12 protein-coding genes and 4 pseudogenes are annotated in these 12,998 nt (G+C 74.6%); 9 read left to right on the top strand and 7 right to left on the bottom strand.

Annotated features, from left to right (window positions below):
• Nucleotides 1-258: 258 nt before the first annotated feature.
• Nucleotides 259-717, bottom strand: coding sequence for a nitroreductase/quinone reductase family protein (locus GPJ59_RS24700; protein ID WP_219669890.1), 459 nt, complete (start codon nucleotides 715-717; stop codon nucleotides 259-261).
• Nucleotides 718-894: 177 nt separating this feature from the next.
• Here GPJ59_RS24700 and GPJ59_RS24695 point away from each other — a divergent pair, with 177 nt between their 5' ends.
• Both GPJ59_RS24695 and GPJ59_RS24690 read left to right on the top strand, forming a co-directional pair.
• Nucleotides 895-1,587: a TetR/AcrR family transcriptional regulator gene (locus GPJ59_RS24695; RefSeq protein ID WP_219669889.1), complete on the top strand. Its 693-nt coding sequence runs from the start codon at nucleotides 895-897 to the stop codon at nucleotides 1,585-1,587.
• A 330-nt stretch (nucleotides 1,588-1,917) separates the two neighbouring features.
• Nucleotides 1,918-2,241 (top strand): hypothetical protein, encoded by a 324-nt coding sequence (locus GPJ59_RS24690; protein ID WP_219669888.1) that lies wholly within the window; start codon nucleotides 1,918-1,920, stop codon nucleotides 2,239-2,241.
• 19 nt (nucleotides 2,242-2,260) lie between these two features.
• On the opposite strand, the gene GPJ59_RS24685 is transcribed toward GPJ59_RS24690, so the two are convergent.
• Nucleotides 2,261-2,617, bottom strand: coding sequence for a YfhL family 4Fe-4S dicluster ferredoxin (locus GPJ59_RS24685; protein WP_219669892.1), 357 nt, complete (start codon nucleotides 2,615-2,617; stop codon nucleotides 2,261-2,263).
• A gap of 137 nt (nucleotides 2,618-2,754) precedes the next feature.
• Between GPJ59_RS24685 and GPJ59_RS38645 the strand changes: the two are divergent.
• Nucleotides 2,755-3,318 (top strand): annotated as a pseudogene (locus GPJ59_RS38645) (histidine kinase); the annotation flags it as partial.
• Between the two features lie 60 nt (nucleotides 3,319-3,378).
• Here GPJ59_RS38645 and GPJ59_RS24675 read toward each other — a convergent pair.
• Complete coding sequence (locus tag GPJ59_RS24675) at nucleotides 3,379-4,227, bottom strand: hypothetical protein (RefSeq protein ID WP_219669894.1); 849 nt, start codon at nucleotides 4,225-4,227, stop codon at nucleotides 3,379-3,381.
• On the opposite strand from GPJ59_RS24675, the gene GPJ59_RS24670 reads away from it, so the two are divergent.
• Nucleotides 4,207-5,034 (top strand): hypothetical protein, encoded by an 828-nt coding sequence (locus tag GPJ59_RS24670; RefSeq protein WP_219669893.1) that lies wholly within the window; start codon nucleotides 4,207-4,209, stop codon nucleotides 5,032-5,034. The two genes, GPJ59_RS24675 and GPJ59_RS24670, sit on opposite strands and share 21 nt — an antisense overlap.
• Nucleotides 5,031-5,714 carry a response regulator gene (locus GPJ59_RS24665; protein WP_219669887.1) on the top strand — a complete coding sequence of 228 codons (684 nt, stop codon included), beginning with the start codon at nucleotides 5,031-5,033 and terminating at the stop codon, nucleotides 5,712-5,714. The genes GPJ59_RS24670 and GPJ59_RS24665 overlap by 4 nt, the downstream gene beginning before the upstream one ends.
• Here GPJ59_RS24665 and GPJ59_RS38640 read toward each other — a convergent pair.
• Nucleotides 5,694-6,389 (bottom strand): annotated as a pseudogene (locus tag GPJ59_RS38640) (phosphatase PAP2 family protein); the annotation flags it as partial. The gene GPJ59_RS24665 and the pseudogene GPJ59_RS38640 sit on opposite strands and share 21 nt — an antisense overlap.
• Nucleotides 6,390-6,635: 246 nt before the next feature.
• Complete coding sequence (locus GPJ59_RS24655; RefSeq protein ID WP_219669886.1) at nucleotides 6,636-7,376, bottom strand: maleylpyruvate isomerase family mycothiol-dependent enzyme; 741 nt, start codon at nucleotides 7,374-7,376, stop codon at nucleotides 6,636-6,638.
• A 49-nt stretch (nucleotides 7,377-7,425) separates the two neighbouring features.
• Between GPJ59_RS24655 and GPJ59_RS24650 the strand changes: the two genes are divergently transcribed.
• The gene (locus tag GPJ59_RS24650; protein WP_219669885.1) at nucleotides 7,426-8,103 is read left to right on the top strand and encodes an alpha-ketoglutarate-dependent dioxygenase AlkB family protein; all 678 of its coding nucleotides are present in this window, start codon (nucleotides 7,426-7,428) and stop codon (nucleotides 8,101-8,103) included.
• Between the two features lie 52 nt (nucleotides 8,104-8,155).
• The gene (locus tag GPJ59_RS24645; RefSeq protein WP_219669884.1) at nucleotides 8,156-9,409 is read left to right on the top strand and encodes an ROK family protein; all 1,254 of its coding nucleotides are present in this window, start codon (nucleotides 8,156-8,158) and stop codon (nucleotides 9,407-9,409) included.
• 366 nt (nucleotides 9,410-9,775) lie between these two features.
• Here GPJ59_RS24645 and GPJ59_RS37730 read toward each other — a convergent pair.
• Nucleotides 9,776-10,174 (bottom strand): annotated as a pseudogene (locus GPJ59_RS37730) (ATP-binding protein); the annotation flags it as partial.
• Nucleotides 10,175-10,362: 188 nt separating this feature from the next.
• Here GPJ59_RS37730 and GPJ59_RS24635 point away from each other — a divergent pair.
• Nucleotides 10,363-11,511, top strand: a complete 1,149-nt coding sequence (locus tag GPJ59_RS24635; RefSeq protein WP_258024863.1) for a PLP-dependent cysteine synthase family protein — start codon at nucleotides 10,363-10,365, stop codon at nucleotides 11,509-11,511.
• Nucleotides 11,512-11,617: 106 nt separating this feature from the next.
• On the opposite strand, the gene GPJ59_RS24630 is transcribed toward GPJ59_RS24635, so the two are convergent.
• Nucleotides 11,618-12,097, bottom strand: coding sequence for an SRPBCC family protein (locus GPJ59_RS24630; protein WP_219669882.1), 480 nt, complete (start codon nucleotides 12,095-12,097; stop codon nucleotides 11,618-11,620).
• Nucleotides 12,098-12,168: 71 nt separating this feature from the next.
• Between GPJ59_RS24630 and GPJ59_RS24625 the strand changes: the two are divergent.
• Nucleotides 12,169-12,998: pseudogene (locus GPJ59_RS24625) on the top strand (hypothetical protein); the annotation flags it as partial.

Genomic DNA, 12,998 nt, shown 5'->3' with positions numbered 1-12,998 from the left:
CCAGGACGACATCGCGTAGGTCCGTCGGGGAGGTCAGTGGTGTGTAAGAGACAGGGCCAGGGCCGGGCGGGTGCCGGTGGCCGGTGTCGGTGGCCGGCGTCGGTGGGGGCGGAGGCTGGGCCGGGTTGGGGGCCTGGGCGTGAGCGCGGTGCGCGGTGGGCCGGTCGGGCAGTCGGTCGGTCGCCCGGTCGGGCAGTCGGGCAGTCGGTCGCCCGGTAGGGCAGTCGGGTGGGCGTCGGTGGGGGCGGGGCGGGTCGGTCAGCCCGAGATCGTCAGCCGGAACACCGGGTGGTCGGGGGCGGCCGCGCGCAGTTCCTCCTCGGAGGACTCCGCGGTCACACCCTGGAAGAACTTCTTGACCTGCCAGCCCCAGCGGGCCAGGTACGTGCGCAGGACGGCCGCCTTCTCTGCGGGGTCGGTCACCTCGGTGACGGTGAACGTACGGACGTCGCGGCCCACGCGCAGCTCACCGCCGCCCGCCGCCCGCATGTTGCGGACCCACTGGGAGTCGCCGCGGGCGGGGACGAGGTACTGCGTGCCGCCGTGGTGGTGCGGGTTGACGGGAATGCGCTGCATCCGGCCCGACGTGCGCCCGCGCACCGACAGCTCGGCGGAACCGGCCAGGCTGATGCCGTGGCGGGCCAGCTTCCCGATGAGCGAGTTGATCCAAACGGCGAAGGCGCCGGCCTGGGCGTAGTGCGGGGTGTTGGCGCTCATGGTGTCCTCCGGGTGGGTGCGATGCGCAGGGGGGAGCGGTGATCCATTCAGAGAGCATTGCTCTCGCTTGAGATCAGTGTGCACGGATCGGCGCACCAAAGCAAGAGCAGTGCTCTCTCAATAGATCGCCGCTCCGATTTTTGGGCAGTGCTCCGCCCGCATGGCACACTGACCGGCATGAGCACCGTGCGAGGAGCCCGGGAACGGGCCCGTATCGAGGTCACCGCCGCCATCAAGGACGAGGCGCGCCGCCAGCTCGCAGCGGAAGGTGCGGCGAAGCTCTCCCTGCGCGCCGTGGCGCGCGAGCTCGGCATGGTCTCCTCCGCGCTCTACCGCTACTTCCCCAGCCGCGACGACCTGCTGACCGCCCTCATCATCGACGCCTACGACAGCGTCGGCGCCGCCGCGGAGGCCGCCCGCGCCCGCACCGAGGACGCGCCGCCCCGGCAGTCCTGGATCGCGGTCTGCCAGGCCGTTCGCAGCTGGGCGCTGGCGCATCCGCACGAGTACGCCCTCATCTACGGTTCTCCCGTCCCCGGTTACTCCGCCCCCCAGGACACGATCGGTCCCGCCGCCCGGGTCGGCAACACCTTCATCGCCGTCCTGCGCGCCGCCTACGCCGGCCGCGGTCTCGCCCTGCCCCCGCTCCCCGCGGACCTGCGCCCCGAGGCCGTGCGGATGACCGAGGACTTCGCCGAGGGCCTGCCCCCGGAGGTGACGGCCGCGCTCGTCGCCGCCTGGGCGCAGTTGGTCGGGCTCATCTCGTTCGAGCTCTTCGGCCAGTTCAACCGCGTCGTCGAGGACCGCGACACCTTCTTCACCCACGCAGCCGGCCAACTCGCCCACGCGACCGGCCTCCCCGCGATCTGAGTACCGGCCTGCGCGAGGAATCCAGCCGGAGGTGCGCAGCGCACTCTGCCGCCGGGCGGTCGAACCGCGCGAACCGCATGTGCGCGGATCAGGGAGGCGGGCTCGTTGCTGGGGCTTTCAGGCGGGGCCGACGGTGTGAGGGCCGCGTCGCCGGTGGTGGTAAGGGGGCAGTCGATCGGGTGGATTCGTAGCTGGATCCTGCGGCGAAGGGCGCGGCCCGGTTCCCGCGGCTCCTGCCCGCCCGCCCGTCAGCACATGGGCCGGAGCCCGGTCGAGACGGCCTTGCGATCGGCCGATGGCTTCATGTAGTCGATCTGCTACGTTCCGTGCATGACTTTCGAACCGACACGCCGCCAGGCGCTCCGGGTCACGCTCGGCGGCCTTGCCGCGTCATGCCTGGTAGGTCACGGACGGCCCGCAGCGGCCGCACCCAGCCGCAAGAAGGGCCGCCCGGAGTATCAGGCCCGCTACCGCGAGCTGTTCAACGCCTGCGGCAAGGACCTGGACAAGAAGGCACTGGTCGGGCAGCAGCTACTCGACAACTACGAGCGCGACGCGCGCGTCTATCACGTACCCGACCGTGCCGCCGTGGCGCGCATGCACGCCGCTCTCGTACGTCAGAGCAACGCCCGCGGGATCGGCGCGAGTTCCTGACCCGCAGCGCGGCGAAAGTTCAGTTCCGGAAGTGGCTGGGGTAGTCGTTGGCGGCTGCCTTGCGCCGGAGCTCCTCGTCGTCAGGGTGGAGGCTCAAGGATCGGTTGATCAGGACCTCCTCGGTCTCCACCCTGTCCGGATCCGTCAGGCAGCACTCCACCGGGCACACGGCCTGGCATGCGAGATGGTCGTAGAAGCCAACGCACTCCGAGCAGGCGTTGGGGTCGATCACGTAGATCTCGTCACCCTCGCTGATCGCCTCGTTCGGGCACTCGGGCTCGCAGGCACCGCAGTTGATGCAGTCTTCGGTGATCTTGATGGCCATTTCCGCTCGCTCCTGTCTCTTGACGCGGTCCGATGACCAACGAGCGAACAGCCGGGCAGTGCCGCGCGGTGGCTGCGCGGAGCCTGGCCGGTTGAGAAGAGGGTGCGCTCGGAGCGGCTGGGGAGAGACGGGACTTTCGGCGGATACGGGGCCGGGTGGGGCCCCGTAGGGTCGGGTCCGTGAGGCGGATGATCATGGGTACCCCGGTGTCGGCGTACGTGTTGCTGGCGGGCGCGGCGGCATCGGCCGCGCTGACCCCGACGAGCCTGTGGTGGGCGTTGCCCACCGCGGTGTGCGCCTTCCTGGCCGGCTGCCGGCCAGGACGTACGCGGAGCACTGCTCTCGCTCTGCTCGTGGTGATCGCGGCGGCCGTGGTCGCGGTGTGGGTGGTGCCGTCCTGGATGGTGTGGGGCGGGCGGTTTGTGGTGGTGCTCGTGGGGGCCGCGATGGTGCCGTGGTTCGCGGGGCGGTTCCACCGGCAGTACCGGGAGTTGGTCGAGGCGGGCTGGGAACGCGCGGCGCGGCTGGAGCGTGAGGAGCAGCTGATCGCCGAGCAGGCCCGGCTGCGCGAACGTACCCGGATCGCCCAGGACATGCACGACCTCCTCGGCCACGACCTCAGCCTGATCGCCCTGTCCGCCGGCGCCCTGCAGCTCGCGCCGGGCCTGTCGGAGCAGCACCGGGCGGCCGCACGGTCCGTACGGGCCGGCGCCGGTGCCGCGGTGGAGCGCCTCGCGGAGATCATCGGCCTCCTCCGAGAGCCCACGGCCGGGCCGGCTGCCGCCGATCCGGCCGTCGACCGCTTGGCGGCATCAGGTCCGGCCGCCGCTGGCCTGGCTGCCGCCAGCCCGGCTGCCCACCGTCCGGCCGCTGACCGTCTGGCTGCTGACCGTCCGGCTGTCGCCGACGTGGCTGCCGACCGCCTGGCTGCCGCTGACCATCCGGCTGCCGCCGGCGTGGCCGCAGACCGCCTGGCTGCCGCTGACCGTCCGGCTGCTGACCGCCTGGCTGCCGACCGTCCGGCTGTCGCCGGCGTGGCCACTGACCGTCCGGCCACCGACCGTCCGGCTGTCGCCGGCGTGGCTGCTGACCGCCTGGCTGCTGACCGTCCGGCTGTCGCCGGCGTGGCCGCAGACCGTCCGGCTGCCGCCGGCCCGGCCGTCGTCCGCCTGACCCGGCCCGATCGCACCGTGCCCGGCCACCCCGTCGGGTCCCGCCACCCCGCCGCATCCGGCCACGGCGGCGATCGCGGCCACGTAGGTGACCTCGGCGAGGACCCTGCCGTTCGTGACCAGCTCGGTGCTGGCGCCTACGTCGGCGATGTCGGCCATGACCCGGCGGTTCCCGTCCAGCTGGGTATCGGTGGCTGCACCGGTGAGCTTGGCCGCCGCCCTGCCGTTCCCGGCGGGCTCGGTGGTGGCCGGTCCGGCGGCCTCGGCCTCGGCCATGACCCCGCTGTCCCCGGCTCCTTCGGTGACCCCGCCGATCCCGCCGACCTGGCCGCCCCTCGCGATCTCGGGGACCTGGTCAGGCGGGCCGTCGCCGCCGGGCTCGATGTGCGGATGCTGACCGACGGCGTGCCGCCGGACGACCTCGCGCCGGCCGTCGAGCGGGCCGTGTTCCGCGTCGTTCAGGAGGCGTTGACCAACAGCGTCAAGCACGCACCGGGGGCCACGGCGGACGTGGTGGTCCGGTACGGGAGGTCCACCGTGGAGGTCGAGGTGACCAACGGCCCGGCACTGCCCGGCCGCGGCGCTGCGGTGGGGAGCGGCAGGGCCGGTTCCGGGCTGGTCGGGTCCGGTTCGGGGCTCATCGGTCTCGACGAGCGGGTGCGGCAGGCCGGTGGCACGTTCGCCGCGGGTCCGGAGGCCACCGGGTTCACCGTCCGCGCGCACCTTCCGTACCGGCCGATGCCGACGCCCTCACCCGGACCCGGCCCCACCGCTCAGGGCCCGGGCCCAGGTGGCGTCGGCGCGCCCGGGAGCGGCCCGGAACGGGACAGCAGAGCCGTCGTCGGGCTCGGCCCCGCCGCCGGGGGCCTCGGGCGGGGGCGGTGGGGGCGCCGGGCGGCAGGTGGGGTGTTGCCGGACGAGCGCCGGCGGGCGTCGCGGGGGCTCGGGCGGACCGCCTTGGCCGCCGTGTCGGTGCCCCTGGTCACCGCTGTGCTGCTGTTCGTCGGACTGCGGGCCTGGGACGTGCTGACGGCCCGCCAGTCCCTCCTGCCGCCCGAGGACTTCGCCCGCCTGCGCATCGGCCAGCTCCGTGAGGACATCGCCCCACTCCTCCCGGACCGGCAGACGACCGTACGGCCGGCCCGGCCCGGCCCCTTCCCGTCCGGTGCCACCTGCGAGCACTACGTCCCCACCGCCGACCCCTTCGACGACCTGTCCGGCGACGTCTACCGGCTCTGCTTCCTCGACGGCCGCCTCGCCCACGCCGAACTCTTCACCGGAAAGGCCGCCCTGTGATCTGCATCCTGATAGCCGACGACGAGCCCATGGTCCGGGCCGGTGTACGCGCCGTGCTGTCCACCGACCCCGCCGTCGACGTGGTCGCGGAGGCCGGCGACGGCCGCGAGGCCGTCGAGCTCGTGCTGCGGCACCGCCCCCACGTCGCCGTGCTCGACATCCGCATGCCGCGCCTCGGCGGCATCGAGGCCCTGGCGGAGATCCGCCGCACCGCCCCGGGCACCGGCGTCGTCATGCTGACCACCTTCGGCGAGGACGACTACATCCTGCGGGCCCTCGGCGGCGGAGCCGCAGGCTTCCTCGTCAAGTCAGGCGAGCCGGAGGAGCTGATCGCCGGGGTGCACGCGGTGGCGGACGGCGCCGCCTACCTCTCACCGAAGGTCGCGGCCCGTGTCGTCGCCCACCTCGCGGCCGGCGCCACCGGTCCCGGCGCCGGTCGGCGCGACGCCGCCCGCGCCCGGGCCGAAGCGCTGACCCCGCGGGAACGCGACGTACTCGCCCTTCTCGGCGGCGGGTTGTCCAACGCCCGCATCGCCCGCAGGCTGCACCTGGCCGAGGGAACGGTGAAGGCCCATGTCAGCTCGATCCTGGCCAGGCTGGGTGTGGAGAACCGGGCCGCGGCCGCCGTGGTGGCCCATGAAGCGGGCATCGTCCCCGCCGGCGCCCCGCCGTTCGAGTAGGCCCGACACCACCCGCGCCCCGTAGGGCCGTACGCCGAGCAGGACGGCCGCCACGACCGCGCCGCCGAGTACCGCACCGGCCAGCACGTCGTGCGGGTAGTGCACCCCGACCGCGACCCGCAGCAGAGCCGCCACCGCGCCCAGCGGCAGTGCCGCCGCGGCGGCCGGCCCGGGCCGCAGCAGCGCCACGCCGACGGCGATCGCCACGGCCAGCGTCGCGTGGTTGCTCGGGAACGACCAGTCGCCCTGCTCCGGGCACACCGCCACCGCCACCGCGTCGCGCACGGCGCGGCAGGGCCGTTCCTCGTCCACCAGCGACTTGACGGCCTCGCTCAGCGCGTACGCGGCCACCGTGCCCAGCCCCGCCAGCACGGTGCCCGCGATCCCGTCGGCGTCCCGCCGCCGCAACGCACGCCACCCCACCGCGACCAGCAGCAGGCCCAGGAGGACGAGTGTGGCCTCCGTGGCCGCCTCCAGCAGCGGGCCCGCCCAGGCCGGCCCGTCCGCCACCCACCGCGTCACCGCGCGGTACCCGCGGGCGGAGGCTCCGTCCGCCGGCACCGGCCCGTCGGGCGCGAGCCACAGCGGGCCCACGGCCGCCGTGACTCCCGCGGCGGCAGCCAGGGCGAGCGCCGCTCCCCGCGCGACGTGCGGTGTCCCTGGACCCGTCCGCAACCGCGTCCGCGTCCGCGTCGGAAGCCGCGTCTGCGTCTGCGGCAGGGTCCGGGGCCGCGCCCGTGTTCGTGCGCGGCGGTGGTCGTGTGTCTCGTTGTCCATGCCGCCGACGCTAGGAACGGGGGGCGGCGCGCGGCCCCCGCCGAACGGCACCGCCGCACCCCGACCTTCGTCAGGGTTGTCCGCGACCGGGGGAGGCGCTACGGCCCGCCCCCGCCGGCCGGGCCGCCGCGCGCCGGAGGCCGTTCAGATACCGGCCGTCTCGCTCCACAGCCGGGCCACCGACGCGTCTCCGCGCACCGCCGGACCCGCCAGCGGCAGCCGGTTCCACAGCGCCGTGTACAGCCAAGCCGCCGGGCCGGTCACCTCGCAGTCCGCGGCGCCCTCGTCGCCCCGCACCGTGCGCGGCGGTTCCGGGGACAGGTGGACGGTCCACACCGCGCCGGTGTCGGCCGCCCGTACCCGCAGCACCGTCGGCCGCTCGGTGCGCACCCGGCTGCGGGCCCGGGCGTGGAACCCGGTCAGCAGCTCGTCCACGCCGTCCTCCGCGAACCGCGCCTCCACCGGGGAGAAGGCGATCCCCAGCGCAGCCTCCGCGTCCATCCGGTGCACCGTCGTCTCGTGCGCCTGCCGGCGTGCCCAGAAGGCCAGCGGCGAGGGCGCGGCGGTCGGCAGGAAGGTCCAGCACTCCGTCCCCTCCGGGGCCTCGGTCAGCGCCCGCACCAGGTCGGCGTGGCCCTCCCGGAACCAGGCCAGCAGCTCGGGCCCGGTCAGCTCCGGCGCGTCCGGGAAGGGCCGCCGCTCCAGCAGGCCCTCCAGGACGTACCCGGCGGCCCACCGGTGCACGGAGCCGGTGTGGCGCAGCAGGTCGGCCACGTGCCAGTCCGGGCAGGCCGGTACGCGGGTGTCCATGCCGGCCCGTTCGGCGGTGTCCGCGAGCAACTGTCCTTCGAGGTCGAGCGTCTTCACGAAATCACTGGTCTCCATAGGGCGAGTGTGTCAGCCGGGGCGGCAGACCGGAGCAGACTGGAGTCGTATGAACGAGGAACTGTTCCCCCGGGAGCGGACCGAGATCGCCCCGGGCGCCGTGCACGTGCCCGACTGGCTCGGACCGGACCTGCAGCGCGAGCTGGTCGAGGCGTGCCGGGAGTGGGCGCGCCCGCCCGCCGGCCTGCGCACGGTGCGGACGCCGGGCGGGGGGACGATGACCGCCCGCCAGGTGTGCCTCGGGCTGCACTGGTATCCGTACGGGTACGCGCGCACGGTGGTGGACGGCGACGGCGCGCCGGTCAAGCCGATGCCGGACCGGCTGGCGGAGCTGGGCCGCCGCGCGGTGGCCGACGCGTACGGACCCCAGGCCCCCGACGCCCGCGGCCGCCTCGCCCCCGCCCCCGCCTACGACATCGCGCTGGTCAATTTCTACGACGGCGACGCCCGCATGGGCATGCACCGCGACGCCGAGGAGCGGGCCGAGGACCCGGTGGTCTCGCTCAGCCTCGGTGACACCTGCGTCTTCCGCCTCGGGAACACGGCCTCGCGCGGGCGCCCGTACCGTGACGTCGAGCTGCGCAGCGGCGACCTGTTCGTCTTCGGCGGCCCGTCCCGCCGGGCCTACCACGGCGTGCCGAAGGTCCTGCCGGGGACCGCCCCGCCCGCCCTCGGGCTGACCGGCCGGCTCAACATCACGCTCCGGGTGGGGGGCCTCGACGGGTAGTGCGGGCAGGGGTGGCCGTACACCGTGCGCCGATCATGCGAGGATCGCTGTCATGAACGGCAACGGCGCCCCGCGGCGGGTGGGAGATGTGACCACGGCGTCCGGGCGGACCAAGCTGGAGCGGGGCCGCGGCGCGCTCGGGCCGGCGCTGGAGCTCGTGCACACCGGCCGTGCCCCCACGCGTGCGGTCCTCACCGCAGAGCTGGGTGTCACCCGCGCCACCGCGGGTGCGGTCGCCGCCGAGCTGGAGGCGCTGGGCCTGATCCGCGTGGACTCCAGCCCGGGCGGGGCGGGCGGTACGCAGGGCCGGCCCTCGCACCGGCTCTCGGTGGCCGAGGACGGGCCGGTCGCGCTGGCCGCCCAGGTCCACCCGGACGGCTTCCGGGCCGCCCTCGTGGCACTCGGCGGCCGGATCGTCGCCACCGCTCCCGGCCAGCTCACGGTGTCCGCCGACCCGGCCCAGGTGCTGGGCGCCGTCGTCGAGGCGGGCGCGGAACTGCTGGCCGCCAGCGGGCGGCGCTGCATCGGCGCGGGCCTGGCCGTCCCGTCCGCGGTCGCCGAGCCCGAGGGCACGGCGCTCAACCCGCTGCACCTGGCCTGGCCGCCCGGCGCGCCGGTCCGCGCCATCTTCGCCGAGTGCGTCAAGGCGGCCGGGATCGACGGCCCGGCGCTGACCGGCAACGACGTCAACCTCGCGGCGCTCGCCGAGCACCGGCACGGCGCCGGGCGCAGCGCCCAGCACCTGCTGTGCGTGGCCACCGGCCACCGCGGCGTCGGCGGTGCGCTGGTGCTCGACGGCCGCCTGCACAGCGGCAGTTCGGGCCTGGCCCTGGAGGTCGGCCACCTCACCGTGAACCCGGAGGGGCGGGCCTGCCACTGCGGCGGTCGCGGCTGCCTGGACGTCGAGGCGGACCCGCTGGCCTTCCTCACCGCCGCCGGCCGTACCCCGGGGCCGGAGGTCTCCCTCCTCCAGCAGGCCCGGGACCTGCTGCGCACCGAGTACGCCGACCCGTCCGTACGGGCGGCCGCCGAGGAGCTCATCGACCGGCTGGGGCTGGGACTGGCCGGGCTGGTGAACATCCTCAACCCGGACCGGATCATCCTGGGCGGCCTGCACCGCGAGCTGCTGCACGCAGACCCGGAACGGCTCCGCGCGGTCGTGGCCGACCGGAGCCTGTGGGGGCGCAGCGGGGGAGTGCCGATCCTGCCGTGCACCCTGGACCACAACAGCCTGGTCGGCGCGGCCGAACTGGCCTGGCAGCCGGTGCTCGACGACCCGCTGGGCGCGCTGGGGACACCGGCCTGACGAGCGGGGCCGCGGTGGCGGCGGCGCACAGCGGGGCCGCCGCGGCCTCGCCCGTCAGGCCGTGACGGTGACCGTGACCGTGTCCGGGCCGGCGGCGGCGATGGCGTCGGGGCCGGCGGCGGCGATGGTGTCGGGGCTCGCGACCGAGATCGTGTCCGGGTTCGGGACCGCGCCCCGGCCCGTGACCGTGACCGTGTCCGGGCCTGCGACCGTGACCGGGCCGGCCGCGGCGACCGCGACAGTGACCGGGCTCGCGACGGCGATCGTGTCCGGGCTCGCGACCGCGGACGCGATCAGCAGCGGCGGGGCGTTCTCGCGGACCGGTGTCGAGTGGATCCGGACCGGGCGGACCGGGGCCCTGGGCGCGGTCGCCGCGCGGAGCGAGAACCAGACGACCTTGCCGGCGCTGTCGGCATGGTGGCGGGCACCCCAGGCCTCGCTGAGCGCCTCGACGAGGGCCAGGCCGCGGCCGCAGGTCTCCAGGGGGTCGGCCGCCTTGAGGACGGGCAGCCGGGGGTCGTTGTCCCGGACCGAGACGGTGAGCCGGCCGAGGAGGAGTTCGAGCTCCACCACGCAGGCCTTGTCGGGCTGCGCGTGGAGGTGGACGTTGCTGAGCAGTTCCGTCACGCCGAGCGCGGCCCGGTCTATGAGCGGATCGAGCTGCCAGTAGCGCAATTGGGCGGAAACGATCCGGCGGACCTGACCGATCCGCGCGGGCAAGGCCTGCAGTTCGACGACGCAGTGCCTGCGTGAATGACTGATCACGGCTGCGACTCCCCGACATGAGTGTTACGGGTGCTGCACCCTCAGTGACGACCCCCTCAGGGTTACCCAGGGGGCCGCACAGCGCAACCGAAAGGGATCCATATGGATCCCCAAAGTGACTGTTTGTGCAGGTGGGAGAGGTACATTGCGGATGCGAGGGGGTTCGAACGCAACAAGGAGCACCGCACATGAGTACGACCGACGCCACAGGTGCCGGGACCGGCCGGACCGCCGTCACCGTGGACGTGGACCGCACCGACGCCGCCTACCGCGCCTGGCTGAAGGAAGCCGTGCGCAAGGTCCAGGCGGATGCCAACCGCTCCGCCGACACGCACCTGCTGCGCTTCCCCCTTCCGGAGGACTGGGGCATCGACCTCTACCTCAAGGACGAGTCCACGCACCCGACCGGCTCTCTCAAGCACCGCCTCGCGCGCTCGCTGTTCCTGTACGCCCTGTGCAACGGCTGGGTGCGCCCGGGCCGCCCGGTCATCGAGGCGTCCAGCGGCTCCACCGCCGTCTCGGAGGCGTACTTCGCCAAGCTGATCGGCGTACCGTTCATCGCCGTGATGCCGCGCACGACCAGCCCGGAGAAGTGCCGGCTGATCGAATTCCACGGCGGCGAATGCCACTTCGTCGACGACCCGATGAAGATGTACGAGGAGTCGGCGGCGCTCGCCGAGCGCACCGGCGGCCACTACATGGACCAGTTCACCTACGCCGAGCGGGCCACGGATTGGCGCGGCAACAACAACATCGCCGAGTCGATGTACCAGCAACTGCGGCTGGAGCGGTACCCGGAGCCGGCCTGGATCGTCGCGACCGCCGGCACGGGCGGCACCTCCGCGACCATTGCCCGCTACGTGCACTACATGCAGCACGACACGCGCGTGTGCGTCCCGGACCCGGAGAACTCGGTCTTCTTCGACGGCTGGACGCGCAACGACCCGGACATCACCGGTGACTGCGGCTCCCGCATCGAGGGGATCGGCCGCCCGCGCATGGAGCCGAGCTTCGTGCCCGGCGCGATCGACCGGATGATGAAGGTCCCGGACGCCGCGAGCGTGGCAGCCTGCCGCGCGCTGGAGGCGGCCATCGGCCGCAAGGCGGGCGGTTCGACGGGGACGGGCCTGTGGTCCGCGCTGAAGATCGTCTCGGAGATGGTGGCCGAGGGCCGTACGGGCAGCGTGGTCACCCTGCTGTGCGACCCGGGCGACCGGTACCTGGACAAGTACTACTCGGACGACTGGCTGGCCGCGCAGGGCCTGGACATCGCCCCGTACGCCAAGACGATCGAGACGCTGCTGACGACCGGCGTGTGGCGCGAGCCGACCGCCTGACCGCCGGTCCCACAGACTGCGGACGGCCTGTCCGGGGGGGCGGGCCGTCCGCACACCGGCCATCCGCACGCACGCCCGCGCGGTGCGGATCGGCCCTCCGTCGGCCCTACGGGTGTTGCGCGCTCAGCTGCGCGTCCAGGGTGCGGACCGCCGTGCGGAAGGAGAGGCCGAGGCCGGGGCGGGCGGCGGTGAGGGCCAGCCGGAACGGGGCCGCGCCGTCGGCGGCGAAGGTCCAGCGGACCCGGGTGCCGCTGCCCGACGGGGTCAGCCGCCACTCCTCCAACAGGGCCTGTACGCCCGGCACGTTGGTGGTGTCCACCCGGTACGCGTAGCGCTGCTCCGGGTCCGCCGCCATGATCGTCTCCGCGAAACGGACGCCCCCGCGCAGCGTGACCTCCCGGCCGGCGCCCCCGTGGGTCGGCCGGGCCCCGGACACCGCCCGGAACCAGCGCGGCCAGCCCGCCACGTCCTCGGCCAGCGCCCGGTACACCGCTTCCGGCGCCGCCGTCGCCACCGCCTCGAAGACCAGGCGGACCGGCGCGCTCTCGGTGAAGTCGAGGCCGACGGGGCGCAACGAGCGGGTCATGGCGGAACTCCTTCGCGCGGTACTACGGGGACGTCCGGAGGTTCGGGCCACCATAGCTGGCGCCCCATCAGATGTCTGCGCCGGCCCGGCCACCGGCCAAACGCCGCCCGACCACCGGCCAACCGCCGCCCGGCCACCGGTCAACCGCCCGGTCCGGCTACTGGGCAACCGCTCCCGGAACACGGGATGCTGGGAGACCGCCTCGCCGGGAGGGAGCCGCCGTGCCGCACACCCCGCCCTCCGACCCGCCCCCCTCGCCCACCTCCCACTCCTCACCTTCCACTTCCCCCTCCTCGTCCCCCGCCCTCGAACTCCTCGTCCACGGCGTGGCCGGAGCCTCCCCCGAACACCTCCTCGGCGATCCCCGCACCGTCCGCGTCACCGGCGACGCCACCGCGGCCGTCTTCCGCCGGACCGACGACGCCGACGCCGAGAGCCATCCGGAGCGGTACGCGGGACGGCCCGTGCCCGAGGCGTACTGCTGGTCACGGCTGACCTCCGGCAACGGCGCCCGCGCGCTGTGGCTGCTGCTCCTGCCGTTCATGGTGGCCAACCTCGCCCACTGGGCCCGGCCCGCCGCGCCCCGCTCCCGGCGCACCGTACGCGCGTACGGCGGCTGCGTCCGGGTCACCGCGCTCCTCCTGACCGTGCTGCTGGTCGCGTCGGCCTGCGAGGTCTGCCTGGACCTGGTCGCCTGGCAGTGCGCCGGCTCCGCGCACTGCGCCGACAGCCGCTCCTGGCTGGGCTTCCTCGCCCCGGCCGGCGGCGGCTGGTGGTCCCAGCCGGGCCGTCGGCTCGCCCTGGGCGCACTCGTGCCCACCGCGCTGACCGTGCTGCTGTGGTACCTGTCCCACCGCACCTGGAGCGCGTACGAGTCCCAGCCCCCGCCGCCGGGTACCGC

The organism is Streptomyces bambusae, assembly GCF_019400985.1.
Taxonomy (GTDB): domain Bacteria; phylum Actinomycetota; class Actinomycetes; order Streptomycetales; family Streptomycetaceae; genus Streptomyces; species Streptomyces bambusae_A.
This window is presented reverse-complemented; position numbering and strand designations above follow the sequence as displayed.

What these genes read in the sequence shown, in the direction of transcription:
- GPJ59_RS24700 (WP_219669890.1), bottom strand. Translation starts at nt 717, where the DNA reads ATGAGCGCCAACACCCCGCACTACGCCCAGGCCGGCGCCTTCGCCGTT.
- GPJ59_RS24695 (WP_219669889.1), top strand. Translation starts at nt 895, where the DNA reads ATGAGCACCGTGCGAGGAGCCCGGGAACGGGCCCGTATCGAGGTCACC.
- GPJ59_RS24690 (WP_219669888.1), top strand. Translation starts at nt 1,918, where the DNA reads ATGACTTTCGAACCGACACGCCGCCAGGCGCTCCGGGTCACGCTCGGC.
- GPJ59_RS24655 (WP_219669886.1), bottom strand. Translation starts at nt 7,376, where the DNA reads ATGGAGACCAGTGATTTCGTGAAGACGCTCGACCTCGAAGGACAGTTG.
- GPJ59_RS24650 (WP_219669885.1), top strand. Translation starts at nt 7,426, where the DNA reads ATGAACGAGGAACTGTTCCCCCGGGAGCGGACCGAGATCGCCCCGGGC.
- GPJ59_RS24645 (WP_219669884.1), top strand. Translation starts at nt 8,156, where the DNA reads ATGAACGGCAACGGCGCCCCGCGGCGGGTGGGAGATGTGACCACGGCG.
- GPJ59_RS24635 (WP_258024863.1), top strand. Translation starts at nt 10,363, where the DNA reads ATGAGTACGACCGACGCCACAGGTGCCGGGACCGGCCGGACCGCCGTC.
- GPJ59_RS24630 (WP_219669882.1), bottom strand. Translation starts at nt 12,097, where the DNA reads ATGACCCGCTCGTTGCGCCCCGTCGGCCTCGACTTCACCGAGAGCGCG.